36 protein-coding genes are annotated in these 23,604 nt (G+C 46.3%); 2 read left to right on the forward strand and 34 right to left on the reverse strand.

The window, feature by feature from the left end:
* Positions 1–24: 24 nt before the first annotated feature.
* The 32 genes from JFN88_RS12585 to JFN88_RS12735 form a co-directional block, all read right to left on the reverse strand.
* Positions 25–1,164: a major capsid protein gene (locus JFN88_RS12585; protein WP_199019648.1), complete on the reverse strand. Its 1,140-nt coding sequence runs from the start codon at positions 1,162–1,164 to the stop codon at positions 25–27.
* Between the two features lie 2 nt (positions 1,165–1,166).
* The gene (locus JFN88_RS12590) at positions 1,167–1,550 is read right to left on the reverse strand and encodes a head decoration protein (RefSeq protein WP_199019649.1); all 384 of its coding nucleotides are present in this window, start codon (positions 1,548–1,550) and stop codon (positions 1,167–1,169) included.
* A gap of 5 nt (positions 1,551–1,555) precedes the next feature.
* Positions 1,556–2,701 (reverse strand): head maturation protease, ClpP-related, encoded by a 1,146-nt coding sequence (locus tag JFN88_RS12595; RefSeq protein WP_199019650.1) that lies wholly within the window; start codon positions 2,699–2,701, stop codon positions 1,556–1,558.
* Positions 2,688–4,355: a phage portal protein gene (locus JFN88_RS12600; RefSeq protein WP_332908471.1), complete on the reverse strand. Its 1,668-nt coding sequence runs from the start codon at positions 4,353–4,355 to the stop codon at positions 2,688–2,690. Before JFN88_RS12600 ends, JFN88_RS12595 begins: the two co-directional genes overlap by 14 nt.
* On the reverse strand, positions 4,352–5,089 hold the full coding sequence (locus tag JFN88_RS12605; RefSeq protein ID WP_332908472.1) for a DNA-methyltransferase: 738 nt from the start codon (positions 5,087–5,089) through the stop codon (positions 4,352–4,354). Before JFN88_RS12605 ends, JFN88_RS12600 begins: the two co-directional genes overlap by 4 nt.
* Before the next feature lie 11 nt (positions 5,090–5,100).
* A complete protein-coding gene (locus JFN88_RS12610) occupies positions 5,101–5,358 on the reverse strand; it encodes a DUF6148 family protein (protein WP_199019651.1) in 258 nt (85 codons plus the stop codon).
* 20 nt (positions 5,359–5,378) lie between these two features.
* A complete protein-coding gene (locus JFN88_RS12615; protein ID WP_199019652.1) occupies positions 5,379–7,178 on the reverse strand; it encodes a phage terminase large subunit family protein in 1,800 nt (599 codons plus the stop codon).
* Positions 7,165–7,689 (reverse strand): hypothetical protein, encoded by a 525-nt coding sequence (locus JFN88_RS12620; protein WP_199019653.1) that lies wholly within the window; start codon positions 7,687–7,689, stop codon positions 7,165–7,167. The genes JFN88_RS12615 and JFN88_RS12620 overlap by 14 nt, the downstream gene beginning before the upstream one ends.
* 383 nt (positions 7,690–8,072) lie before the next feature.
* A complete protein-coding gene (locus JFN88_RS12625) occupies positions 8,073–8,621 on the reverse strand; it encodes a tyrosine-type recombinase/integrase (protein WP_199019654.1) in 549 nt (182 codons plus the stop codon).
* Between the two features lie 136 nt (positions 8,622–8,757).
* Positions 8,758–9,054, reverse strand: a complete 297-nt coding sequence (locus JFN88_RS12630; protein ID WP_199019655.1) for a hypothetical protein — start codon at positions 9,052–9,054, stop codon at positions 8,758–8,760.
* Positions 9,051–9,269: a hypothetical protein gene (locus JFN88_RS12635; RefSeq protein WP_199019656.1), complete on the reverse strand. Its 219-nt coding sequence runs from the start codon at positions 9,267–9,269 to the stop codon at positions 9,051–9,053. Before JFN88_RS12635 ends, JFN88_RS12630 begins: the two co-directional genes overlap by 4 nt.
* A gap of 15 nt (positions 9,270–9,284) precedes the next feature.
* The gene (locus JFN88_RS12640) at positions 9,285–9,641 is read right to left on the reverse strand and encodes a hypothetical protein (protein ID WP_199019657.1); all 357 of its coding nucleotides are present in this window, start codon (positions 9,639–9,641) and stop codon (positions 9,285–9,287) included.
* Between the two features lie 99 nt (positions 9,642–9,740).
* Entirely contained in the window at positions 9,741–10,052 is a 312-nt protein-coding gene (locus JFN88_RS12645; protein WP_199019658.1) for a hypothetical protein, read from the reverse strand.
* A gap of 484 nt (positions 10,053–10,536) precedes the next feature.
* The gene (locus JFN88_RS12650; RefSeq protein WP_199019659.1) at positions 10,537–10,920 is read right to left on the reverse strand and encodes a hypothetical protein; all 384 of its coding nucleotides are present in this window, start codon (positions 10,918–10,920) and stop codon (positions 10,537–10,539) included.
* Between the two features lie 359 nt (positions 10,921–11,279).
* Positions 11,280–12,620, reverse strand: a complete 1,341-nt coding sequence (gene dnaB, locus JFN88_RS12655) for a replicative DNA helicase (RefSeq protein ID WP_199019660.1) — start codon at positions 12,618–12,620, stop codon at positions 11,280–11,282.
* Positions 12,604–12,981 (reverse strand): replicative helicase loader/inhibitor, encoded by a 378-nt coding sequence (locus tag JFN88_RS12660; protein WP_199019661.1) that lies wholly within the window; start codon positions 12,979–12,981, stop codon positions 12,604–12,606. The genes dnaB and JFN88_RS12660 overlap by 17 nt, the downstream gene beginning before the upstream one ends.
* On the reverse strand, positions 12,978–13,637 hold the full coding sequence (locus JFN88_RS12665) for a hypothetical protein (protein WP_199019662.1): 660 nt from the start codon (positions 13,635–13,637) through the stop codon (positions 12,978–12,980). The genes JFN88_RS12660 and JFN88_RS12665 overlap by 4 nt, the downstream gene beginning before the upstream one ends.
* Before the next feature lie 11 nt (positions 13,638–13,648).
* The gene (locus JFN88_RS12670; protein ID WP_199019663.1) at positions 13,649–13,963 is read right to left on the reverse strand and encodes a hypothetical protein; all 315 of its coding nucleotides are present in this window, start codon (positions 13,961–13,963) and stop codon (positions 13,649–13,651) included.
* Positions 13,964–14,185: 222 nt separating this feature from the next.
* Positions 14,186–14,647, reverse strand: a complete 462-nt coding sequence (locus JFN88_RS12675; RefSeq protein ID WP_199019664.1) for a hypothetical protein — start codon at positions 14,645–14,647, stop codon at positions 14,186–14,188.
* Positions 14,648–14,649: 2 nt separating this feature from the next.
* Entirely contained in the window at positions 14,650–15,507 is an 858-nt protein-coding gene (locus JFN88_RS12680) for a hypothetical protein (protein ID WP_233167769.1), read from the reverse strand.
* Positions 15,507–15,818 (reverse strand): hypothetical protein, encoded by a 312-nt coding sequence (locus JFN88_RS26335; protein WP_500048322.1) that lies wholly within the window; start codon positions 15,816–15,818, stop codon positions 15,507–15,509. Before JFN88_RS26335 ends, JFN88_RS12680 begins: the two co-directional genes overlap by 1 nt.
* 6 nt (positions 15,819–15,824) lie before the next feature.
* Positions 15,825–16,910 (reverse strand): DUF3102 domain-containing protein, encoded by a 1,086-nt coding sequence (locus JFN88_RS12685; RefSeq protein WP_233167771.1) that lies wholly within the window; start codon positions 16,908–16,910, stop codon positions 15,825–15,827.
* Entirely contained in the window at positions 16,907–17,965 is a 1,059-nt protein-coding gene (locus JFN88_RS24990; protein WP_199019665.1) for a PcfJ domain-containing protein, read from the reverse strand. Before JFN88_RS24990 ends, JFN88_RS12685 begins: the two co-directional genes overlap by 4 nt.
* A 492-nt stretch (positions 17,966–18,457) precedes the next feature.
* The gene (locus JFN88_RS12695; RefSeq protein ID WP_199019666.1) at positions 18,458–18,820 is read right to left on the reverse strand and encodes a hypothetical protein; all 363 of its coding nucleotides are present in this window, start codon (positions 18,818–18,820) and stop codon (positions 18,458–18,460) included.
* Between the two features lie 59 nt (positions 18,821–18,879).
* Positions 18,880–19,587, reverse strand: coding sequence for a hypothetical protein (locus JFN88_RS12700; protein WP_233167773.1), 708 nt, complete (start codon positions 19,585–19,587; stop codon positions 18,880–18,882).
* Positions 19,588–19,602: 15 nt separating this feature from the next.
* Positions 19,603–20,007, reverse strand: coding sequence for a hypothetical protein (locus tag JFN88_RS12705; RefSeq protein WP_199019667.1), 405 nt, complete (start codon positions 20,005–20,007; stop codon positions 19,603–19,605).
* A gap of 411 nt (positions 20,008–20,418) precedes the next feature.
* Positions 20,419–20,610 carry a hypothetical protein gene (locus tag JFN88_RS12710; RefSeq protein WP_199019668.1) on the reverse strand — a complete coding sequence of 64 codons (192 nt, stop codon included), beginning with the start codon at positions 20,608–20,610 and terminating at the stop codon, positions 20,419–20,421.
* A 119-nt stretch (positions 20,611–20,729) separates the two neighbouring features.
* Entirely contained in the window at positions 20,730–20,894 is a 165-nt protein-coding gene (locus JFN88_RS12715; RefSeq protein ID WP_199019669.1) for a hypothetical protein, read from the reverse strand.
* Positions 20,881–21,102 (reverse strand): hypothetical protein, encoded by a 222-nt coding sequence (locus JFN88_RS12720; RefSeq protein WP_199019670.1) that lies wholly within the window; start codon positions 21,100–21,102, stop codon positions 20,881–20,883. Before JFN88_RS12720 ends, JFN88_RS12715 begins: the two co-directional genes overlap by 14 nt.
* On the reverse strand, positions 21,099–21,377 hold the full coding sequence (locus JFN88_RS12725; RefSeq protein WP_199019671.1) for a hypothetical protein: 279 nt from the start codon (positions 21,375–21,377) through the stop codon (positions 21,099–21,101). Before JFN88_RS12725 ends, JFN88_RS12720 begins: the two co-directional genes overlap by 4 nt.
* Positions 21,370–21,642: a hypothetical protein gene (locus JFN88_RS12730; protein ID WP_199019672.1), complete on the reverse strand. Its 273-nt coding sequence runs from the start codon at positions 21,640–21,642 to the stop codon at positions 21,370–21,372. The genes JFN88_RS12725 and JFN88_RS12730 overlap by 8 nt, the downstream gene beginning before the upstream one ends.
* Before the next feature lie 4 nt (positions 21,643–21,646).
* Positions 21,647–21,892 (reverse strand): helix-turn-helix domain-containing protein, encoded by a 246-nt coding sequence (locus JFN88_RS12735; RefSeq protein WP_233167818.1) that lies wholly within the window; start codon positions 21,890–21,892, stop codon positions 21,647–21,649.
* Positions 21,893–22,004: 112 nt separating this feature from the next.
* Between JFN88_RS12735 and JFN88_RS25445 the strand changes: the two genes are divergently transcribed.
* Positions 22,005–22,223, forward strand: a complete 219-nt coding sequence (locus JFN88_RS25445) for a helix-turn-helix domain-containing protein (protein WP_369123009.1) — start codon at positions 22,005–22,007, stop codon at positions 22,221–22,223.
* 155 nt (positions 22,224–22,378) lie between these two features.
* On the opposite strand, the gene JFN88_RS12745 is transcribed toward JFN88_RS25445, so the two are convergent.
* Both JFN88_RS12745 and JFN88_RS12750 read right to left on the reverse strand, forming a co-directional pair.
* Positions 22,379–22,564: a hypothetical protein gene (locus JFN88_RS12745; protein WP_199019675.1), complete on the reverse strand. Its 186-nt coding sequence runs from the start codon at positions 22,562–22,564 to the stop codon at positions 22,379–22,381.
* 126 nt (positions 22,565–22,690) lie between these two features.
* Complete coding sequence (locus JFN88_RS12750) at positions 22,691–22,924, reverse strand: helix-turn-helix domain-containing protein (RefSeq protein WP_199019676.1); 234 nt, start codon at positions 22,922–22,924, stop codon at positions 22,691–22,693.
* 156 nt (positions 22,925–23,080) lie between these two features.
* Here JFN88_RS12750 and JFN88_RS12755 point away from each other — a divergent pair, with 156 nt between their 5' ends.
* On the forward strand, positions 23,081–23,458 hold the full coding sequence (locus JFN88_RS12755; protein WP_199019677.1) for a helix-turn-helix domain-containing protein: 378 nt from the start codon (positions 23,081–23,083) through the stop codon (positions 23,456–23,458).
* Positions 23,459–23,604 lie beyond the last annotated feature (146 nt).

Raw genomic sequence — 23,604 nt, forward strand, 5'->3', positions numbered from 1 at the left:
CTTCATTTTCCCAAGCGTTTGGGATTATTCTCTGACCGTATCAATAACGGACCACGAACTAACGTCGAAAGGTTTTGGAAGCGGCCTTGATTTTAAATGAAGCTTTTTCACATCATTTTCGCGGTTAATCGTCACTTTTGGAACACGAGGAGACTCGTAAGTTGCGAAATCGTTAGAACCCTCAGGGATCATCGTAATCGCGCCGTACAACATCTCACCCATATTTCTGGTGCCGACAATAACCTTATTTGGTTTGATGTAAGGTTTTAGCTTTTGGTCCACCTCATCGAAATACCAAGCGATATACGAGAACAAATCAAGGCCAAGCTCGGTTAACCGTCCAATATAGGCATACCCGTTACCATTTTGCAAATTCAATTGAGGATTAATCGACCCAAATTGCGCAAAACGTTTGTCCATGTAGTGATTCATAAATGCTTCGTCCGCCAATAGATTCCGAGTAGCCATTTCACCAAGAATAGCAATCTCCGGGTTGTATCCGCCCTGGCGGACCAATGTGACTGCTTCATACAGATCGTTATACTTTTTCGAGGAGTTTTGATTCCATTGCCCGCCGCCTGACAAGTCAATCAGGTTGTCAAAGTCATAATCCACGGTATCTGTCCGCACTTTAGTTGCCGTATCGTCCACAAACCCGGTCACCGTTGTACTACCACGCTGCATCACTTCCGCGACCATAACCTCTTCTTTTCGTGTGATCCGATCATCAAGTTCGTTGTAATCTTGCTGCATTAGCCTTAACGCACGTTCTTCTGGCGTTAACCCGCTATTAAAGACGCTCTCACCCGGCAATCTCCCCTGAAGCAAATTGACATCATAAGGGGCTGAAAGGCTAATATAGGGGGCTTCATAGATTTTCGTTTTGTACCCTTGTCGCCGGATGTTAATCGATCCGGAGCCTTCCGCGATAAACGGGGCCACGGACTGATTGTTTTTCACAAAATCCATCAACACATGTTTGGTCGAAAACGTTTGATACCCAGGGAAGAACGTGTCTCTCAGAAACGTGGTGACTGGCATCCGTTTTTGGAATGGCTGGTGCAGCGTTTGCGGCTCATAAATGTCTATATTTGCCGCTGCGTTGTTCACGACAGGAGCACTTGATTGCATGTAATTCGCGATAGCATTTCTCTTCAGCTTCATAGTTACACCCCTTTATAATCTGTTTTGAAATGAATATTGACCCGGCGAAGTTCTTCTTCATGATCCTCTACCGTGTCCCCTGCTGCTACGTACAAAGCGTCGTAATTGTACACGCCGGTTTTATACGCTAAGACAGTTAAATCATCTGTCGATGTGTCAACCTTCGGAACTGCCAATACCACGCTGGCAACCTTACTTCCATCAGATGCCGAAGAATCAACCAGTTTATATGTCCCGCCTTCGGTTAATTTTCCAAGCAGCGCCCCTCTATAAAGAACACCTTGATTCGCAGCCAGCGTGACGGAAGTCGTCAGCGCAGAAACTTCGGTGCCGCCAAAAAACGAATGGTCCTCAAATGAAGAAAAGTCAGTTTTAATTACACCCACGATAGTTACCTCCTTTGAATGTTATGTGGCCGCCCTTGTTGGGATTGGGATGCAAGGGCATTAAAAATTTGGTTGACGTCTCCAAGATTCTTTAAATCAAACTCCTGATCCGAACTTTGCGAAAGCGCTTGTGGCTGAACCGCTTCCGTTCCAGCTGCTCGGTTGGCTTCAACGGCTTCCTGGAACAAACCCGCATTCAGGAGTTTGCCTTCCTTCATCGCTTTGAAGGCAAGTTGTTCAGCTGTAATCGGATTGATGTATTTGGCCTCATTGACTAACTCCTGGTCAATGTTTGCAGCAATAGCATCAATCGCTTGCAGGCGCAGACGCTCCTGAGCAGCAAAATCAATGGTTGCGACCGGAGCGACAGGGGGATTCGAAGCCGCCTGCGGTGCAACTGTAGACACAGGCGTCACCGACGCTGCTACAAGAGGGGGTACGGCTACAGGTACAGAAGGCGGAACTGCATTTGTTGGGGGCTGAATTTGGTTATTTGACATGGAATCATCTTCTCCTTTTGATGCATTCGGGATTAAATTAATAATTTCATTCTGGAATTTTTCAATGACGCGAACAGGCAACTCCCCCTCGTCGTGGAGACTCGCCACTGCGCTAAATTGATTTTCAGCTTCGAACATGACCCCATCTGCGAATCCGTGTTTGACCGCATCGTCGGCAGTAAAAAACGTGGTCTTGCTCATTAAGTTCAAAATTTCATCTTGCTTTTTTCTTGTTTTGAATATATACGCATTGGCAATTGCCCGATCCGTCACGTTAAGCATGTCTAAGGTTAATTGATGCTCGTTCTTATCCCCCCATGTTCCGGTAGCTGCATTGTGAATCATCAGTTGAGCAGGGGGAGAGATGAGAAGCTTTTTTACGCCCATCGCTGCAACCGATGCAGCGCTGGCCGCAATACTAGGGATTTTGCCAACAGATTCCCCTTTGTACTCTCTCAGTTCCGTGAAGATTTCTGCTCCCGCGTAAACATCGCCACCGGGGGAGTTGAAATAAACCTCAATTGGCTGCCCTCCGGCTTCTTGAAGCATTTTTCTGACTTTTCCGGGCGAGGTTGCATCATAACCGTAGTAGTCATAAGCTGGTTGTTCATTGTTTCGAATGATACGACCCGAAACATCAATCCTGATCATTGTTATCACCTCCTCTCCCGTTCGGCTTCACAGTTGGGGAAATGGGGAGGTCTTTTCTCATTTCCCACTCACGCCGAAGCACATCAATATTTCCGTCCCAATCCATGCCGGTTAGCTCACTTGTTTCTTTTTCATGCGTTGAAAATCCATTGTTAATACGCATCACCGAAGCTTGAACTTCTTTGATCGGATCAATCTGGCCGGGGCTTGGACCGATCCAGATGGCCTGGCTCCACATTTTGCGTTTGGCAGGATCACTGAAAAAACCAGGCGCTTTAATCCGGCCAGTCGCTACGGCCTCAAACAGCCAAGACTCATAGATCGGTTGGCAAAAGTCGTTTGAAAACCAGTCTCTTCGGTCACGGAAGGCCCGCCATGCTTGCAGCAAAGCCGCTCTACTGGCTGAATAGCTGGAATTAAATACGCTGAGTAATACTTCATAGGGCATATCCAATGCACTGCCTGCCAGCTTTGCCATCGTCATCGTAAACGGCTCAAAGCCCATTGTCGGGTGCTTCGGATCGCCAAAGGTAACATCTTCTCCAGCGCCCAGAACATTAATGGTTCCAGGTCCCATTTCATAACTTGCCAATCTGTCTTCACGAGACATTTCAATCTGATCTTCTGGCGCAATGGCGCTGCCTAGCGGAGCTTCATTTTTCGGTCCATCTACTTTAATAAAAGCCGCGAAGAAGCTATTTACAATAGCAGCCGTTATCTCTGCTTCCGCATACCGGTTCATTTGTTTGATGTGTTCGATAACAGGGGCCAAGTAAGGAACGCCCCTGTATTGCTCCGGGCGCTCCGGATCAACCACATACACACAGTTTGGCAATCCGGTAACCCAGTTAGTTGCCTGAACACGCGCCCATTCCATCGGTTTTGAAAGGGGAAATACAGAGTTCGGGTGCTTATTGCTCAACCAAAAGGCGACCACCTTACCGCTCCAGTCCACTTCCACTCCATTATGAATCGCCCCGCCGCTCTTGAGTTCCGCGTAGCTGCTTGTTTCATCACCATCGCCAAGCGCTGAAGCGAACGAACTGTTCCCCAAATTCCGGTTCGGGGTATTTAAGCGATCCGCTTCCACTACATGCAAACGGAGCCGATAGGGATTTAACCCCTCTGCTTTGTCTGTATATTTTTGAATTGCAATGGAATCCCCGTTCAGCAGCCAGCCCGTCAGCATAATCCGCTGCGCGTCGTAAAAATCATTTAGACCCGTATGGTCAATCTTCGAAGCAGCCCAAAGATTAAATTCAAACTCCGTTTTTTCTTCCCATTCTTTGGCCTGCTCTGCTGAAAGTCCCAGCATCCGGTAGTTGAGTTGGCACTTGAGTGTCAAGCCTGAACCAAGAACGTTACTCTTATTTTTATTGATTGCTCCGGCAGCAAGTCCACCGCTCATGTACAAGTCCCTTGAACGCTCACGCAGCAGCCGCAAGTTATTTCCAATGTCCTCCTGCGGGCTGCGGCTATCGCTTGTCCAACCTTGCATGGACGTCTTGCGCCTGCTGGCTCCGCTATGACTATACCCGCTGTTTGTAACTTCCCTGAGCATGGATAGTTTCATTCGAGCAGTCTCACGCCTTAGAGCACGACCCGGCGAGACTCTTTCCACTGCCCAATCTACAGCCCTGTCAATGATGTTCACAAATCGGCTCCCTCCTCTCTTAATTCTTGCTGAACAGCTTCGATCCGCTGTTTAGATACTTCATACCAATGAGGATCAATTTCGAACGCGGTCAGTTCTCGGCCACTCCGAATCACCGCCTCTGCAACCGGACCTGAGCCTGAAAAGAAATCGACAACCATTTCCCCCGGCTCACTGCTGTTCAGAATCATCTTTTGCATGACTTCCACCGGCTTTTCGGTCGGATGGATCGTCTTGTTCCCGCTAATTCGCGGTATAGACCAAATATCCGTTGCAGAACGAGAACGTATACGGCGTGCTTTCTCACCTTTTACAGCAAAAATAATAAATTCATGTTGAAATCGGTATTGATGCCCCATGCCCATATGAACCTTGTTCCACGTAATACAATTCTTAATGACGAAACCTACACGCCTCATCCATAAAGCCATGTACGGGTACATACGCCAATCAATGCATACATAGATATGTCGACCTGGTTTTAGAATTCGGTAGGCTTGACGCAGCCACTGAAACGTGAACCGCTGATAGTTTCGATGTGATAGTTGGTCGTTTGCTATAATATTGAAGCGCGGCTTTTTTGTTTTGGTATGCTTTGTTCCTCCAAACCCAAGATTGTAAGGAGGGTCCGCAATCAGTAAATCTACGGATTCGTCATCAATAATTTTTTCAGAGCCGTCAACGCAGTCTAAGTTGTATAAGATAGTATCACTCCTAAAATTATTGATCGTCACAAAAGAAACCGCTACAGATCACGCATAACAACCCGGAACGCTTTTCGCTGGTTCGGGCTGCTTCCGGTTGCCAACGCATTTTCAAGCTCTGTCTTCCGATCCTGCAACCCTTGAATCTCAGCAGCAATTTCTTTTAGATCACCACGCTTGAGACTGCGTGTGCCAATCCGATATTCTTGTGAACCGGTTAATATCGCTTCCTCAGCCTTGTAATAGGACGCAAGGCGTTGAACGATAATCTCCAATTCATCTTTCAACCGTTGTTTCATTGCTGGACGCATCTGCTCACCTACCATAGCTTGGACTTTTTCACAAAACGTTTCTTGTTGATCCGCTTCGAAGCTGAGGCATTTCTATTGTCATGAATAGACAACGGTACATCTAACTGCGGATTCAGAATTTCAAGCGCCGCCGTGTTGTATACCCGTAAGTCCAACGGCTCATTCCGATCACGAACCTTTTTCCAGACACGATAAGCGACCCCTGACTTGTAACGAGTCTGAAGCTTTTCAGCGGTCAGCCCTTTGAAATACTGTGCATTATAGCCGTTACCACTAGGGAAGTGGCAGTAACCCGGCCCGGCATCCTCAATTTTCAAGCTGCTGAACACCTTACCCTTCCCTTCGTCAACGCCGATTTTAAAAAGCACAGCCTTTTCACGGGGCGTTCGTGAGTTGCCATTAATTAAAGGCACATACTCACCGTTCTGTGCCCCTTGCCCCTTTATCGCAAACACCCGTCGCGATTCACGGATCGCACAGAAACGGTATACCTCTGTCGTATAGTGCCCGCCTGAGTCCATACAGGTACATGCAATCGCAAAACGTAGGCCATTCTTGTTTTCCCAAGTTCTCAGCAGAAACTGATCCAGCTCCGCCCATATTTCAGGCTGCCTTAAATCACCAAATATCTTATGGTAGGTGATTCCCCACGACTCCTTGCCCGCACCCCAACCGATGACCTCTATTTCAAAACGATCATCCTGCACATCGACGGCTGCCGTCAGTATCTTCACTGCTTCCGGGACATCCGCGTTGTATTCCTCACAGCGCTTCATCAGCTCTTCTTCCTCCAGCTGCTCGCCCTCTTCCTCCCAGGTCTCGCCCAGAACCGTATTGACAAAGGACTTTAACATCTCCGGACCGCCCCGCTTGGCCTCCTTGAAATCTCGTATGATTTCCGACCAACGCTTCCACGGGCTGGCTAACGCGTTTAGATGAAAGCCTCTCACTTCGCTTTCTTGACGCGCTATCCACTGACCTTTGCCGTCTTTCCACTCCTGTTCTCCGTGCAGCGCTCCACACTCCTTGCAAGCCATGTGTACACTGTCGAAGTCCAACTGCTCCCACTTTAAAGGCTGGGACTCCCCGCAACTTGGGCAGGGTAAACACCACTGCTCCATTGTGCTGTCATTATAAGCGAACTCAATCCTCGAAGCCCCTTTAATAGTTGGCGTTGAAACCAGCACACGCTTACGGTTCCAGAACGTTTCTGTCCGTCTCGTAGCGAGTGAAACGGGGTCGCCCTCTGTACCAGCCGACACCGGGTAACGGTCCACCTCATCAAGCAGCAAAATGCGGATTGGACGGCTGGCAAGTGAAGCTGGAGAATTTGATCCAGCCATTGTAATGTGACCACCGGGAAAAATCTTATGAAGCAAGGTGTTGCCTGAATCCTTGCTTTTAACGTCTTTGACTTTTCCACGCAACGCTGGACTGTCACGAAGCATTGGGGCAAGACGGTCCTTGGAATAGGCTTGAGCCAAATCTAAGGTAGGCTGTACGAGCATGATCGGAGCCGGATCATAATCGATATGAAATCCGATCATGTTGAGCAAGAATTCCGTTTTCCCGACTTGCGCCGAAGACATCACGATAACGGTCTCGATATAAGGATCATTTATCGCATCCATGATTCCGCGCTGATAGGGCGCACGGTCTGTCCGCCATTGCCCTGGCTCCGATGACGCTTCAGGAGACAACCTGCGGCGATCATCTGCCCATTCGGACACCGTGAGCAAGGGAGGCGGTGCAACCAGGCGAACAGCTGCTCGGAAAATCTCCCGTACGTTTTTCTTAATCCTCGTCATCTTCCGAACCCAGTTCCACGTATTCTCTACTTACTTCCCGAAATTTGGCCGGATCATATTCGGACAACTCAGACAAGGCCGTTCGCACCTCATTGGCCAACAGTTCAAGAATGACCGGTATTTCGGTTTTGCCGACAAGCTGCGGCGAAATTTTTGAAGGCATCGCCAAAATCTTGGAACGGAATGAAGAAATCATGTCGTTCATGATAAACATCACATCATCAGAGCGATGCAAGTCTCCTTTCATTTCCGCGAGTAACAACTCTGTCTTCGCCCGCTTTGCCCGCTCATGAAGCGCCCTTTCATAGTCCAAATCAACGGTTCCGCCCCCCGTTTTGGTTTGGAGGGAATTAATGTAATTTTTGATGCAATCAATGGCTAAATATTTGCCTCTGCCTGCCTTGGGGAAAACTCCCTCCTCCGCAAGCTGCTGTACCCTTCGTGGAGTCATATCAAAGGCATCGGCAAGCTGCTTGGTGTTAAATACGATTTCGCTTTGATCGGCAGGCACCGCATCACCTCCCTGAATAATCAACCTTCAGAAACACGAAAAATCCCTTATGCTGTAAGGGATCGAGGTCAATGTATAGACATGTATAGCGCTGTATAATAAACAATCGCGAAGCGAAATGACTAAAAAAAATTTGTATCTAGCTGAAAACCGGGGTCGCTAGCACCCGTACCTATTTTTGACCCCCCGGAAGTACCTTTTTTGTGGCCATCCCGCTCGAAATCGGGACCAAAATTGACCTTTTCAACACCTTATCCACATTATCCACGAATTCCCCTTAACCTATATTGTGGGGAACTCGCGACACCCCAACAAATCCAGTCCTACCAAGGCTTTCAGACGCCTCGGGAAAAGGAGTTCATCGTTGCTTTTTTATGGGTAATTCACAGCCGGAATTTCTTGGTAATTGAACCCATGATGTCCTGTGTATACCCAATGTACCGCAATGTGATGCTGGGGTCAGAGTGGTTGAATATCTTTTGTAAGGCGACAACATCCTTAGTAGCCATGTAGAAATGATAGCCATATGTCTTCCGCAAGGTATGATTCCCGATGCTTCCGTCTATGTTGTAACGCTCCGTCAGCTTACGGAGAATCTTATAGGTCATGGATCGGGTCAGAGGCTTGTTCACGCCTTCGCGACTTTTAATTAGATAGTCCATGTCGTCCCAGTCCTTTACCAGATCAAGAAGCTCGCGGCGTACCGTCGTATTCATCTCAAAGGTTTTCCATTTTTTCGTTTTCTTCTCTCTGATTTGGAGCGTCCTTTTCTTGAGATCATAGACACGAAGAGGCAAGATGTCAGATATACGGAAACCACAGTTGATACCCAACGAGAACAAGATGTAATCTCTTTTGTTGTTTTTCGCAAGCAATCGTTTCCTGATGTCTGCGATTATTTCTTTGTCTCGTATGGGTTGGACAAACTTCATAATCACCACCTCGCATTTCAACGCTTTTTCAAATTCCCAAGCGTTTGGAATTATCCAAAAAACAAAAAAAGACCAGCATTCAGCGCCTGTATTGGCAAACTGAACACTGGTCCTCTAGGGGTCTCTGGTTCGAATCTTATTTTGCATTGTCTTTGAATCGACTCTCGAGCAGATTCATTTTTTCAGATAACTCTTTTTGCAGGTGGCTAACGTCTTTTTTTCTTGAAACATAATAGCTAATCTTTTTTTGTAAATCTCTGATTTCAGGATTTGTGTAGTAGGCAGTATACTCCGCCTCGCAATGGCCGCAAGAAAACCAAACACGATCAATGCTATCTTCCATTCGTGAAGTGTTTAACTGTTTAATACTAAAATCCTTATTGCACCCTGCATTACATGAAACTACATTGGTATTTGACGGGCTTTGGCTCATTTCAGAGTCATCTCCTTCCCATCTGTTATTTTATTTACAAAATCAAACGCCTTTTCCGAAGACAGCGGCAAGTGAAATGCTATCAGCTCGGCTAGTTCTTCATTGTCTAAAAGCATCGATTCGTTGAGTTCGTCGCATTTGGGGCATTGAATTGAAAATGCACCAAGAATCATGCCCAGCTTCTTTTTACATTTGTTGCATCGAAGCTCTTTCAATCTCGTTGCCCCCTACTAATTTATTGCTGTAATTGCGATCAATTTAATCCTCATCGCCCTTGCTCTCTCGTACAAACGATGAAGCTCCCTACCTTCAACACAATCAGCAATAACCGTTTTCACATTAGGCTTCATCCCGAAATCAATGGAATCAGCATGATGCCAATCAACATCCGGAAACAAACATCTCCATTTGTCAGGTAATTTTGCCACCAATGCAATTGAATCGTTGTTTTTTGCTAAATTAACAAGTGCTGTCGTTGCTCCTTCTTTCCGATTGTAAAACGCTTTATGAAAATAAAAGTCATCTTCCAAGGCCGCATTAAGTCTCTCTGTTATTGAAGGAGCTTCTGCTAAAAAGTGTAAGCTCATCTTATCGCCTCCCATGTCTACGTTCTTCTCGGTTTCTCGGTTGAACTGGCTGCGGCCCTGATCGTGGAGCCATCCATTTCACCCATCTCATGAACCAACTCATCCTTTATACCACCCCGGAGGTTTTGATGATCGTTCCTTTTTAGCAATCTTTTCTTCGTAATTAAGGCATGTACGGCAATAAAAAATATCTATAAGCATGTACAAATTCCTGACGTCCCCTGCCTCCACAGAAAAATCCGATCTCAAATATTCATAGTCATGTTCATGAACTAAAGGCAGCATTTCACTATCTAAGAGCAGTATTTCACTATCTATTTCACTATCTAAGGGAGAAATCATTCCTGGCTCTAGCGAAAGGTATTCTTTTATTGGCTTCATTATCACTTTGATTCCCTTTAATGTTTTCACCTTTCGGACACCTCACTCGGCTGCAAAATTGTACTGACCCTTCCCAGCGCCCCCACACACATCCACGGCATTTTTCTTGCTGGATGACTGGCGGCGGCACTCTTACTCTTTTCTTAATCCCTGTCCCCTCCCTGACGATGTTACGGGTTATTTGCCCATGCAAAAAAGCCGCCCAATCGGACGGCCCTTGCGCACACCTGCTATTTAATTGAGAGATTATCCCCTCATCTGCGAACCGGCAACAACGCTGCCGATGCACAGAACAAGGGACAAGTCACCTCGTAACGGGTCTCGAGCCCATGCCCATCTCCACACGCTCGACGATTAACGTCTAAGGATGTAAGCATCCCACCGCATGACCGGGTGCCTACAATGATAGAGGTATAGTAGGCATTACCTGAGCTTATCAGCTCTTTGTAATCCCACTATACCTCGGTTATACTCGCATATTTGACGCACGAAACGCGCATTTTACACGCATTTTTTAACTCCATAGAAGCAAGGAATTCGCTACGGATTCCAGACCTTTGTTAATTCGTCTGTCCACCGTCGAAGGGTGAATAGACCAATTTTGCATGACCAAGACTTTGTGACGTTCTCCTTGTATATATCTAAGTTCGATCATCTTTCTAATTTTCTCGTTTTCGATGATCCGAACCGCTATATCTATCAGAGCAATCTCCTCTTGGTATGCATTGTACACGTTTGTTTGCTTCGGAGCAAGATTATCTATTCCGATACGTTCAAGTTCTTGTGTAACAAGTTTCATTCTCCTGTAGCGCGACAGTTTGGATTTAGTCTTTTGTATATCCTCTTTTGTCGCTTTTGGAAACAACTCCGTTTGCACACAATCGGCTAAAGCTGCCATCCATTCCACGCTCCCCTATGATATAATAATCATAGGTAAGTTCGATAACCCTCCGGCCGTTCCCCAACGTTTTAGGAGGGTTATCTATTTTAGATCATAATTGATCATCGTAGCATGGTTGACATAAATGATGACTTTTTGATTCTTCGCTTTATCACTAGCCCAATGCCAAATGTCGGTTACTTTGAATCGGAGATGGCCGTTCTTCGTTTCAATTCCTAGATGTTCCCCAACTCTAGGTAGCAGCCTCAAAAATAATTTTGTTACTGAAGGTTCATCTTTAATGTTTATCTTGACTTCACATTCGAAATATTCAAACATTCAAATCACTCCCTTAACTTGTGAAATTTATAATGATTTCATGACGCCTGATGCGACCGATCCAAACTCACAAACTTGCTGAACTGTTTCAAGAACGCCAACTCCACCATGCCAACCGGTCCATTCCGTTGCTTTGCTATGTTGATTTCAATAATGTTCTTCTTCTCCGCCTCCTTGTCATAGTAATCATCTCTATATAGAAAGGCGACAATATCAGCATCTTGCTCGATTGCGCCGGATTCTCTTAGATCGGACATCATCGGGCGCTTGTCCTGGCGCTGCTCTACACCACGACTGAGCTGCGACAATGCAATTACCGGAATATCCAATTCACGCGCAAGCTGCTTGAGAACGCGGGATATGTCGGCCACTTCTTGCTGACGGTTTTCCCCGGACTTTCCCCGACCAGATATCAATTGCAAATAGTCGATTAGGATCATGTCTAAACCTTCGGCTTTATGCAATCTCCGACATTTGGCAGCAATTTCTCGCACCGTTTGCGCCGGACTATCGTCTATAAAAAGGTTAGACTCCGCAACCTTGCCGATAGCCATGGTAAGCTTTTCCCAGTCTCCTCCGCCCATATATCCGGTGCGGAGCCGGGTTGCATCAACATTACCCTCGCTACTCATCATCCGTTGCATCAGCTGCACTGCTGACATCTCTAAACTGATGATTGCGACATTTTTACGCTCGACGATACTTGCTGCCTGCGCCAAATTGAGCGCGAATGCCGTTTTACCAACTGAGGGCCTGGCAGCAATAATGATCAGGTCGCTATTTTGCCAACCGCTTGTGAGTTTGTCCAAATCCCTATACCCTGAAGGTATGCCAGTCACCTCGTTGCCAAAATTGGCAAAACGTCTTTCAACGTCATCAAAGACTTGCATCGCTACCTCTTTCGAGGTCTTGAAATCTCTCGTCTTGACAGACTGCTCTGACAAGGCCGCAGCAGCGGACTGAATCTCTGCAATCAACTCTCGCGGATTATCCGCCTCCCAGGCTGTTTTGCTCATGCGATGCAGCATACGAACGGTTTCACGTAGAAGATATTTATCATGAACAATGTCCACGTAATGTGCTAGGTTCGCCGCAGTCGGCATACTGCCTGCAAGCTTGGCAAGATAACTGACCCCCCCAACATGATGCAAGTTGTTGTTATCCTCAAGATGTACCGTTAGCGTGACAAGATCAATAGGCTTCCCCTGTTCAGTTAATTTGCGCATATGCTCGAAAATGGTCTGGTTTGAAGGGTTGTAGAAGTGATCCCCTTGCAGTCTCTCAGTGCCGTCCAGGCCGTGAATCAGCAATGCGGAGCCAAGAACTGCCTGCTCTGCTTCCAAGCTATGCGGGAGTAGCTGCTCAAACTGTTCGTCCACGAATTTCCGCCACCTTTCTACGTTGTTCGTCTGTCGGGCCTACCGCTTCACGCCGCATCTGCTCCCACTGCTCTAACGTATACTGCCCTTCGGCTTGCTGACGCTCAAAATAGCGATCCATGTCGGTTTCGAGCGGCTGTGCCAATGCGCCCGGATGCGGAGGATATCTTTGACCAGGGTCAAGCACGTAGCGCTTTAAGTTCTGCGCTGCCTGCTTGAAAGGGATGTCGACAAGGTAATCATGCCAGTCATCCAGTATGGCCTTTAGTGTCTCGATTTCGCTAGGATGGTCGGGAAGATAAAAGTTTGAGTAGGCCCGTTTAATGCGCTTTAACAAGTCGCTTAGCTCTCTCCTGTTCACTCTCCGTCCCCCTCTTCGGCAATTTGGTCGAGCAAATCAAACGCTCTTTGTTGCTTGCTGGAATGGATTCCGTGTTTCTGTTTGATTTTATCGACAACCCATCTTAAAATGGCGAGGTAATCGTCTTTGTACGTTTTTCCGCTAGCTCCCTTGTAGCTGTTAAGTTCGGCAATGCAAGCATCGGCAAACTCTTTGCCATGATCGTCAGACAGGTTTTGATATTGAGCTTCGGTCATTTTGACGAATTGTGCATAACTTTTTTTCGTTTTAGTTTTTTTAAGAGATTTATTATCTTTAAAGGCGTCCATTTCGTCGCCTGTTTCGTTGTCTATTTCGCATCTCGTTTCGTTGCTTGTTTTGATGTTCATTTTGAACGCTCGGGAAATAATTTTGTAATTTCCCGCGCAGTTCATGCGGTTCGATTTTTTATAGTGAATGAGACCGAAACTGACAAGCTGCTGTCTCGCTCTCTCAAACTTGCCTCTACTTACCCCGGCATTCGCCTGCAATACTTCGCTGCGGAGAGTAAATTCCTCCGGCCATCCAGCCTTATTGCAAGCAGATACCAACTCGTACCACAATGCAATTGCGCTGGCAGGCAGCGGATTTACTTCTTTCCATCGGCTAAAACCGACGATCAGCTCAAGATAATTCATATATCCACCTCTTAGCTGTATTTCATGATTTCATGCGGATATAACCTTGCATCCCGCATTTTAAGCATCTCTTGCGTGCGCTCGTAGAGCGGCAAATAACGGTGCTTGTTGTCATCCGTACCATAACCGGCAGAAGCCGAAAACAGGAACGCTGACGGACTCTCGTTGTCTCTGACGGGTAGTCCGAACATTTTGCATCGGTTGGCCGTCAAAAAGACGGCGTGCGCATAAGGCTGACTTGTCCAGCGCTTGGATCGCGGAATGTAATAAGGAAGGCCGCTTGCGGCGACCTCGGATTTGCAGTACCTTCCTGTAGCGTTAGGCATGACACTTCTCCTTCACTAATATTTCATATTTCTGTACCTTATCCCCTGATCAAACGGACATCCAAGTTCCTCGTGTTCGTCATCGCATTCCTTACAGCAGGCAAACTGCTGCATCGCTCTATAGGTCTTATAATGATCCCAAGATATTGCGATGGACATAACATCCCTGTCAGAGTTCCCTTGCCTGCACAAAGTAATATTTTCTCTCACTTTATTCGGGACTTACTGCGCCTCTTGTGTCTCCCCTGATAGGGCATCCTGAGCAATTCCATTAATGCGAGTGATACAGGCGTCTTCCCGGCTGGATTCGTCCTCTATTTCACTCAATGCCGTCAGTTGACGGCTGATTTCTGCTTCCTTGGCTGCCAGTTCGTCAAGCAGCTGGCGCAGCCATGTTGGAGCGTTAGCGATAATGTGTGCGTCTGGATGATTTACTTCCACGAACTCATTTTTCCGATGCTCCTGCCGGAAGCGTACCATTCCGGGTTCGTCAATTCGCTTCATGCCGTCCTCAGTTCGGAAGGACGGTGCTGCCCCTCCCATTCCCCAGCGATTAAAACTCATAACCGTAGGCTGCCCTGAATGCCTGGCGCAAAGATCAACATATTTTGATTTCATGTATCCGTTCCAGTACCACGGCCCCGGCGTAGCAGCTGCAAGAGCCTTTTCTATTTCTTCTTTCATGGTTATTGCTCCTCTCCCGGAATGTCCCGAAGGTCGTGAATATAGGTTTCTAATCTCCAAATGGTCCATTTGTCAGAACGGATTTTTCTTCCCTTATTCCATGATTCAATTTTTGCAATGACTATCGAAGGGAACCGCTGAAAAAGCATATTTGTTAGGAGCCGCCGATTATTCTCAGTGTCCAACACATCCCATGACCGGCTATTCTCGCTTTCCGGCTCTAAATCAAATCCCCGGTCGATCAATTGCTGAATCTTTTTTGCCTTATTTCTAGCATCAGTTACTGGATTGTCACACAACAGCGAGCTATCTCCTGAACTGAGCATAAACGAGAACTCTACCTTCATACTGCCATGTCCTGTATAACCAATCTCTGAAACATGACGGAATCCTTCTTCTTTCCACCAGTCATACACGATTTTTCTGAGTCCTTCCAGTTGCTCTGCAAGCCCGTCAATAGGTTTGCTGGATGCAAGTTGGCGTTCAAGGTCCTGAGCACGCTGGTTTGCCTTACGGATTTCAACGTATCGCTCTTCATGTTCTTTCGTGAGATGACTTTCGTAATTCAACAGTTTGGCGATGGATGCGAAATAACTTTCGATTAGACTAGGCAGGGTCTTTGACATGTCCTGCGCCAGCTTATCCTCCTTAATTCGTTCGTGCAGCTGCTGCGCAGCAAAATACAAATCCTTAGTCTCCTTCAGCAAAACTGCTTTTTGATCTTCGTTCAAATTGATTGCTTTCATAGTCTTCGACTCCTTTTTGAATTGGCTGGCATAGTGCAGCCATTCAATGTGCAAAAAAAACTCTCTCAGGCCCGGCAAAGTGCCGTGCGCAAAGCTACCTTTCTCGATCCCCATTACCTCCCCAGGCGTTTCTGTCTGTATTTTGCGCCCCAGCCGTCTTCCTGCAAGGGAATTTCATTTGTTACTTCGAGTTCGTCCCGGCTATAAATGGTTGTAACACAAGCCGGATCGAAATCTATCACCCTATCGCCTTTTCTATTAATTCTGTGGCGCACTGGGCGATTCTCGTAAGCCCAGTACGTTTCACCAACTATCTTATCGACAACCACCAGCAGGCCAGGAGAGCGCCGCCAAACACCCTCCTTAACCCTACAAACAGTACCCGGTTGAATTTCCTCTACAAAGAAAAAGAAGAAGAAACACACGGCCTATTACTTAGCCTTTTCCGGCTCTGGCGGCTGGAGCCGGTCAAGAAGCTTTTTAATGACTGTTACCGCAGCATGGGTCAACTTGTCCTGCTCGGCCTTATCGCTGACCTCGGCAATTGCTTTCACCACTCCGTCTCCATTTGTGACAAGCTGCTGCATGAACATCTTGCCCCGAAGGAATGGTTCGTTATTGCTGCGCTCAAGTTGCTGCCGAACCTTGTCCAATTCGGCCTGCAAGTCTGCTGCTCTCTTCGCAGCCTCATCAGCAAGCTGCTGTTCGCGCTGCTTTGCTTGCTCGGCAAGTTCCTTTTCTCGCCTTTGAAGCATTTCTGTAGCAGCTTTTTCAGCTGCTGCTTTGAAATTGTCTAGCTGCTGCTGCAGTTCGGCAGCCTTTTTTTCCTCCGTTTGCCTGGCCTTATCAGCCTTGCGAAGGTCTGTCCGCAGCTTGGCAACCGCCTTATCGTCGCCACCTTCCTTCGCCTTATCCAATTCGGCCTGCAGGTCTGCAACCTGTTTCTCGGCCTGTTCCTTCAGTTCAGAGCTGAGTTGGTAGCGTTCCTCCAGCTCTTTCTGAACTTGTGCCTGATCTGCCGCCCAAGCGTCATATTCAGCCTTTTGTTCTGTTTGGCGCTGCTGCTCGGCCTGAAGCTGCTGCTCCAGCTCTTTCCGGGCCTTAATTGCTTCCTGCAATTCACGGCTGGACATCTCGGAAGCATTATTGTCCTCGGCAAACTGTTCACGATCCTCGGAAGGAACGGACAGAAGGGCAACCGCTTGGCTATAACTCAAATTTGCAATAGCCTGGCTTGTCGACGAAGCGTACTGATCGGCAACACGCATAAAGTTATTCGCTGTAGACTGACTATAATTCACGTTGCTTTTCAGCCAATCCCCCCATTCGCCATGAGTGACCAGCTCTTTGGCCTCCGTCAACCGCTTGCCAATTTCGATAGCTCCTTGCAAGGCTGCCTGGCGTGCCTGCTGATCGATGGTCCGAATCTCGGCAGCAATAACCTCCGGCGTCCGATTGGAAATGACCGTTTCTGCTGCTGGTACAATTTCAGCTGCTGGTTTTTTTTGATTACTCATACTGCTACCGCCTTCTCTTTTTTATTTTTTTTAAGAATGGTTCTTTCAAACTCATGAATAAATTCCTTAACCTCCTTAATTGGGGATTGATGTTTCAGCCCCTGCGCCTGAATTATGGTTTTCTTTCTGATTTCTACCGTGTAGAACGGCCGATTCGGCGCAGCCTTTTTTCTGATTAGCAAAATGATCGTTTCGCCATTTGCGTATCTTTCTGCATAACTTCCGACACATATTTCCAAAGACTTTCCTTCTTCGATTAGTTCCCAGCATCCTTCTGCTGGCCTAATTAAGAATGATTCATTTTCGAAGAAATACCCTTTCAAGCTGCCAAGCCTCGACGAAATTTTTCTTTCTAAATCTGGATTCTGCTTATGACTTACTAATTTCATCGTCTTTTGATGAGACTCGAAAAGATTGGAAGGTCGGACAATACGATCATCCGTTAAATCATATCCAAGTGTTTTACATTCGATAATATAGTCCCGCCAGGCAATAACGACGCTTTTTTCTGTGTTATAGGATTCTTCGTATTTGTTCACTTGACCAAATACGTAACGGATCATCCTTGATACTGATACATGTTTTAAAATCGTCTTTAGTTGATCCAACACATCACCCGTAACATGATAAAATGCGTCTATGTCTTCCAAACTTGGTCTTATGATATCTTTTCTTGACATTTGGAAGATACGCAGAACTATAGGGTGGACTTCCTTGTTATATGTGCGATACTCACTAAAATCCTGCTTGTTCATTCTTAGGATTGCATTAACGTCTTTTTTGTTCCAGTTGATGCATCCATATGTTTTTTTGTCAAACAACTTCGCATGGACGAAGTAAGAAAAATTAAGCTTTGTCAAATATTCGATTGAAGGGTACTTAGCAAACAATCCGAAAAATTTAACATAATCGCACTGAGGCTGCTCATGCATATCCCAGGTGCTATACTGAAACGGCGTTCCTTTGATTGCCTGAACAATGCTCTCTCTGGAACAGCAGTTAAGAGCATATTCGGACTTACTTTCAAAAGAGATAGGGGTTTTTCTTTTTTCCACGTTTCCCTGTTCTGATTCGACCACCACCAATTTTCATACATTTGGCTGTTCCCTATTTCAAACAAATACATGGCTAGTGGCGCGAATCTGGTGTCAATATCTATGTAGTTCCCGGAATAGTCACGGCTGACTCTGAACGCACGAGCCACGATTGCCTGATCATTGGCCTTTGACTTCTCGTAATAGACTACGAAGGCCCAGTCTGTTAGGTATTTGCGACTTATACCATGTGCCTTTACCATGCAACGAGAATTGCAGTTGGGGCATATCGAGAAATCATTGTGTTTCAACCCATCCGTTCTGAATCTGGTTCGGCAATGGGTGCAATACCCAAATTGGACTCCAACTGTGCGCCGAACAAAAATATATCTGCTTTGCAGTAGTACATCGTTGTTCACGTAATCAATGATTTCTTGACTGATCCCGTCATCAAAATGAGAGCGGAAGACTTGAAATTCCCTCTCCTCAGATTTATTCATATGCACACCCCCCTCACAGAAGATCATCAATATCGACATTGAAACCAGTTAGCTCCAGTTCCGGTTCAGGCGCTGCTTTCGGCTGTTGAATGCCGTAATACTCCAGCACAACGGCCATACCCTCATTAGGGGTCAACATCGCCATATTCCCTGTTTTCTTCTTCTCGGCAACCTTTCGCATGGCATAAATGCTGCCTATGATCGATTTCCCTTCGGCCATGAACAGTTCGGCCTTGTCAGGATTTTCGCGGGCAAATCGCATCAACTCTGCGCCAATGTAACGAACGTACTGCTCCATGCCAAGCCCCATAACAGGTTTATTTTTCGGCTTACTCTCAATCTCCGACTGCAGCTTTAAAAGTGCCTCTTTTACCAAATCAAACTCCCCCTTGAAAGGGCGGAACAGGTCCGCCCAATGAATGATTTAGGAATTAATTAACCTACGATGACGATTTCTCCGCTTTCAACTTGAAGATTTAGAGCTGTGCTTAAATACGATTTAATTTCCTGAACAGCAACGACTTTCCATGCTCCCCCGTCAGCCTCGAACAAGGATGCAGAAGGCCCGTCCTTCATTCGGAAGACAAATGCACTTAGTGGCTGCTCAATCTCCACAAATGTTCGGAATGGTTTGAGCCATACCGGATTAGGCAGCTTAACCGGCCCGACTGTTGCAACCCCGGTTTTCGCTGTCACTTGCTGGCTGACTCCATCGTCGCCAAAGTTTGTTACATTTTCATCTTTTACATTGCCTACAATGCCTAGCAATGTATCGCGCAGCTCCGTTTGCACAAAGCAGCTCTGAAGCAGGATGTTGAAACTCTCGATATCATAGTACCTACCGAAAGCAATCTCCGGCGTGAACGCATGTGCCTCGATTAACGTTGATCTATGCAGGTCGCGGTTAAATCTAGTTAAAACGTTAACTCTGGTCGGCGACTCAACATGAATGAGGACAGGGAGCTTGCTGTCAAAGTTGTTTTTTAAATAATCAACGATGCCGCTCAAATTTCTTACTTTCAGGATATCGGTTACTGCATCCTTGACAAGCTCCAAATCGCTGTTGGTGAATATTTGACTACCAACGATTTGAGTTTGAATAGATGCCAAGCCGAGAATCTTTTCAATCGCTTCTTTAATCAACGGAATTCCTCCTCATTATTTATAGACTGATTGCCCGAACGATCCGTTTACTACATTTCCCTGTGGCACGGGTGCGCCGGTGCCGTCCATCACGCCGCCTTGGTTATTAAAGGCCAACTGGTGACGGTCTTTGGTAATCAGTTCACCGATCACGGCGTTACCATCGTTGTCGTAATCAAAAACGAACGACATCGGAATGCCTTTTGAAGGTGCGAGAGAAGATGTCACAGATACTTCGGTCTTCCCTATCTCTCGCTTTTCATCCGGCTTAACCGCAATTTTGATCGTAACCGACCGTTTTGCTTCAGCTTCGGTGTTGGCGTCGAGAACGTTAGCAGCGAGTTTTTGCAGCTCGATGTTGATTTTTTCTGATAACGCTCCCCCGGCCAAATCATTGATGTCAAGATACATGCTTGGCATATGGCTACCTCCTCTCTTATGTACTGATGCTTCAGCAGCATCTCAGGACACCAAATTCATTTTGATGGCCTGAGATAGGGCCGATAGGGGCCGCACGGCTACCGCGCAGCCCACTTCTTACTTTTGCTTACGGGTCTGTGGGTGATTTCCTCAACCTCCCTTTCGAAAATGGGAAGCTTTTTCCCATCAGGAAGCCGAATCTTCAAAAAACTTCTCGCAAGCCCCCACAGCTCTATGACCTCTCCAGTCTCACCGGAAGCTGTGCGCACGGTATCGCCTTTGAGGACAATTATGCCAATCCCTCCTTTACTGGATGCTTGTCCGCATCTCGGGATGACTGATCCAAGGGGGATAGATCAGTCATCCCGAGACAAGGACAATGCCTTGTCATAATCCCAAGCGTTTGGTGTTTTACACTCTTGGCGGCCAATTCCATTGACCGGGTTCGTTACCTTGTCGGACATTCAGCACGTTAAATTGTTTGCCGAACTCATTCCAGACACTCAGATTAACTACCCCATCAAAAATGCCAACAATCAAGGCAGCGTAGGTTTTTCCCTCTTCGTCAATATAGTGAACAATTCTTCCGATACTTGGATTCATTTTGAACGCACCTCATTATTAGATTTCATGGACAAAGCCACGGCGGATACCCGCGACCGTCCCGGCCGTAGCCGGTAGGTTTCGGCCTGCTCCGCAGCAGGCCATCATCAGGCGGTTGTTCAAGGTTTAATTGGCTTGGGGTGCGATGAGATGATTCCATAGCCCGGATACCGATGCTCGAAATCCTCTCTAGCCTCTGCCTCTGTTGCGGCCACAATCTCAGCAAAGCCCGCTCCTCTCTCTGGATGCTGGAATCTGATGATATAGGCTCTATAGGTTGTCATGGGCCGCCTCCTCCACTAGGTATATTGCTGCCATTTGTTCGTATGTAGCAGCGTGAAACGCTTGGCGTGCTGCCATGAATCGATTCGCCTCAATCAGCAGCTTGCGCCTGTAATATTCGGAGGAGCTGTTTTCCGCTTTTTCTCGAAGAGCCTGCTCTGCCAGTAGCATTTGCTCTCCGTCCATTAACAGAGCGTGTTTACCCGTCATGCCTGATCACCTTCCCAAACAAACTCTCCGTTAAGCACGGAATCAAGCACATTGTGTAAACCATGCAGTTTATCCTCTGGCCAGTCGAAGAATACGAGACTGGACGTATAAACCCTTACTAAAAGATTTTTCTCCATAAGTGATTCTTTGGTGTAAATCTGAACATTCACAGCATTTGCAATTGCTGTGAACTCGACCGAAGCGACGAACTCTGTCCGCTCCCCGATGTCTAAACACTTGTTTAGAATGGAAATACATTGTTTGCGCTTATCCATTTTGCCGCCCCTCCTTGGCAGTAGTGCTGTTTTGTGCTATACTGAGCAAAATGTTTTTTAAATGAGTTCCGAGTGACACTCGCCCTGGCCGGCGGGTGTTTCTTGATTCTTGCCTTGAAAAAGCAATCAACATATTTAAGTATGCAATCATGTCCGCCTTTTTTGCTTGATTAATCCTTTCTGGATAACGATTCATCCATCTCAGGTTATGCATAGCAGCAGCCCCAGCAACTCGTGCCTGCCTTGCAAGTTCTTCTCGATTCACTTTTTCATCCTCCTAAAAATGGCATGATATTGGTTATGATGCTATGAATATCTACCCCGAACAGATAGGCTGCCAACACTTCCTGCGAATTGGTCAATTGGGACCATTTCCTCGCTGTTTCAACATCCCATTTCATGCCCGATTCCAGTCGGGCAACGGCGCTGCGCGAAATATACATTCGCTCTGCTATAGCCTCTTGCGTTAGCTTCGCCTTTTCGCGACAGGTTCGCATCAATTGCGCGAAACTCATATCCACTGTTCCTCTACCCTCCTTTGAAGGGATTGCGCCCTTTCTTGTCGAATACTGGCAGTGTTCTCGTCGTATCAAGGCAGAACCCTCCGGGCGGAAGGAGTGATGCTCTGTGTTTTTCTTCTTTTTTCACTGTGATTTTCCCCAGCGGCTAGCATCCGCTATGAAAGATCGAGGAATAGATGCGCGTTTACTTTCCGAAATAACCGGCGTTTCGCATTCCACTGTAGAACGCTGGCTAAACGGAACGTTTGAACCTAGGCAACGAAACTTGTTAAAAATCACAAATGCTCTTGATGTTTCTAACGATTATCTTTTAGGCAAAGCCTAATTTAAAACTGGCCCGGAGGGTTCTGCCTTGATACGACTGCTGAGTAATCAACAGCTTTGTCCGAAAATCGGACAGACAACTTATAACTGATAAGCTATAATTTGGCTATACCGTTCCCCATAGCCGCCGCTCACTACATTTGAACGGCGGCTTTTTTATCCAAGTTGCAATTTCTGCTGCTTCGCGATCCAAGCACGCTGTGCAGTCCGGCAGACGTTTTTCCAAATCTCTTCATTCTGCTCCGGCGTGTTTTCGCGATATGCGTCATCGCAAAACTTAATTGTTGTATTCCCGATTTCAATGGTCTTAACTACGTTTCCAGGCTGCACTGTCTTTTGCATTGAAACATCCCCCCTATCGGAGAGTTTATGCGCGGTCTGCTTGGACAAATGAAGCACCTCCAATACTTTTGAGGATGTGATTTTGTGGTAACAATAGATATTAGGAAGATTGCTGAACAACTTGGATTACTTAACAGCAACCAAATTAAGCATTTCGCTTACTTTTTGAGAAAAAGAAAAACTAACTTCTAATTCTAATGAGTTAGCTATTGCAGATACATCTTCCATGTAAACCCTCCGCCTACCTTTTACAATATCAACATACCAGGCAGTAGTTTTGCCACAGTGACTAGCAACATGTGTTTTGGTTATTCCTTTTCTCTTTCGAATTTCTTCGAGTTTCAAAATGACTTCATTCATTTTCTCACCTCTCAACTAAGCGTTTCGCTTACCTTATGAGATGAATATACATTAAGCGAAACGCTTAGTCAATATTTATTTTAGCTTATCGCTTAATTTATTATTCGATATGCTTAATTTTGATATACTGAATTATTAGAAAGGAGGAAGGTGTTAATGGTTAGTTTAGGAGCAAGACTAAAAAAAGCCCGTGAACAAAAACGCCTTACTCAAATGGAAGTTGCTCAAAATCTTGGGATTTCCAACGGAACTCTATCAGGATATGAAAGAAACTATCGTGACCCCGATACAAATACATTAGCTAGATTGGCAACGCTATACGGTGTAAGCGTGGATTGGTTAGCAGGGGCAAAAACAGAAAAAAAGGATCTTTCTAACGAAGAAATGATCCTCTCTTTGCTTGATGAAGCTGGAGAGCCTAACAGTTCTGAGAGAAGAGGATTTACTGCGCGTTTTCTCAAAGAATTTGACAAGTTACCGGACGATGTTCAACAGAACTTGTACGATCTAGTCAAGAGTATGCCTAAAAAGTAAATTAACTAATTCCTCAGAATTATTTAAAATCTCTCCAAGTAATCGCAGGGATGATTCATTTATTATTTGTTCAATCTCAATTATTTCTTCTTTCTTCAATAGCAGCACACCCGCCTTTATGTGATTTTTGCAAGATAGCATGGCAG

The organism is Paenibacillus roseus, from assembly GCF_016424485.1.
Lineage (GTDB): Bacteria > Bacillota > Bacilli > Paenibacillales > Paenibacillaceae > Paenibacillus_D > Paenibacillus_D roseus.

Bases quoted from the DNA above. Each gene is read 5' to 3' on its own strand.
- JFN88_RS12615 (WP_199019652.1), bottom strand. From the start codon at position 7,178: ATGACGAGGATTAAGAAAAACGTACGGGAGATTTTCCGAGCAGCTGTT.
- JFN88_RS12665 (WP_199019662.1), bottom strand. From the start codon at position 13,637: ATGAATTATCTTGAGCTGATCGTCGGTTTTAGCCGATGGAAAGAAGTA.
- JFN88_RS12745 (WP_199019675.1), bottom strand. From the start codon at position 22,564: ATGCAAAAGACAGTGCAGCCTGGAAACGTAGTTAAGACCATTGAAATC.
- JFN88_RS12750 (WP_199019676.1), bottom strand. From the start codon at position 22,924: ATGAATGAAGTCATTTTGAAACTCGAAGAAATTCGAAAGAGAAAAGGA.
- JFN88_RS12595 (WP_199019650.1), bottom strand. From the start codon at position 2,701: ATGATCAGGATTGATGTTTCGGGTCGTATCATTCGAAACAATGAACAA.
- JFN88_RS12685 (WP_233167771.1), bottom strand. From the start codon at position 16,910: ATGAGTAATCAAAAAAAACCAGCAGCTGAAATTGTACCAGCAGCAGAA.
- JFN88_RS12715 (WP_199019669.1), bottom strand. From the start codon at position 20,894: ATGACAACCTATAGAGCCTATATCATCAGATTCCAGCATCCAGAGAGA.
- JFN88_RS12720 (WP_199019670.1), bottom strand. From the start codon at position 21,102: ATGACGGGTAAACACGCTCTGTTAATGGACGGAGAGCAAATGCTACTG.
- JFN88_RS12670 (WP_199019663.1), bottom strand. From the start codon at position 13,963: ATGCCTAACGCTACAGGAAGGTACTGCAAATCCGAGGTCGCCGCAAGC.
- JFN88_RS12610 (WP_199019651.1), bottom strand. From the start codon at position 5,358: ATGAAACAACGGTTGAAAGATGAATTGGAGATTATCGTTCAACGCCTT.
- JFN88_RS12680 (WP_233167769.1), bottom strand. From the start codon at position 15,507: ATGGGGATCGAGAAAGGTAGCTTTGCGCACGGCACTTTGCCGGGCCTG.
- JFN88_RS12640 (WP_199019657.1), bottom strand. From the start codon at position 9,641: ATGAGCTTACACTTTTTAGCAGAAGCTCCTTCAATAACAGAGAGACTT.
- JFN88_RS12710 (WP_199019668.1), bottom strand. From the start codon at position 20,610: ATGAATCCAAGTATCGGAAGAATTGTTCACTATATTGACGAAGAGGGA.
- JFN88_RS12650 (WP_199019659.1), bottom strand. From the start codon at position 10,920: ATGGCAGCTTTAGCCGATTGTGTGCAAACGGAGTTGTTTCCAAAAGCG.
- JFN88_RS12735 (WP_233167818.1), bottom strand. From the start codon at position 21,892: ATGAGTTTCGCGCAATTGATGCGAACCTGTCGCGAAAAGGCGAAGCTA.
- JFN88_RS12675 (WP_199019664.1), bottom strand. From the start codon at position 14,647: ATGAAAGAAGAAATAGAAAAGGCTCTTGCAGCTGCTACGCCGGGGCCG.
- JFN88_RS12630 (WP_199019655.1), bottom strand. From the start codon at position 9,054: ATGAGCCAAAGCCCGTCAAATACCAATGTAGTTTCATGTAATGCAGGG.
- JFN88_RS12705 (WP_199019667.1), bottom strand. From the start codon at position 20,007: ATGCCAAGCATGTATCTTGACATCAATGATTTGGCCGGGGGAGCGTTA.
- JFN88_RS12625 (WP_199019654.1), bottom strand. From the start codon at position 8,621: ATGAAGTTTGTCCAACCCATACGAGACAAAGAAATAATCGCAGACATC.
- JFN88_RS12755 (WP_199019677.1), top strand. From the start codon at position 23,081: ATGGTTAGTTTAGGAGCAAGACTAAAAAAAGCCCGTGAACAAAAACGC.
- JFN88_RS12585 (WP_199019648.1), bottom strand. From the start codon at position 1,164: ATGAAGCTGAAGAGAAATGCTATCGCGAATTACATGCAATCAAGTGCT.
- JFN88_RS12725 (WP_199019671.1), bottom strand. From the start codon at position 21,377: ATGGATAAGCGCAAACAATGTATTTCCATTCTAAACAAGTGTTTAGAC.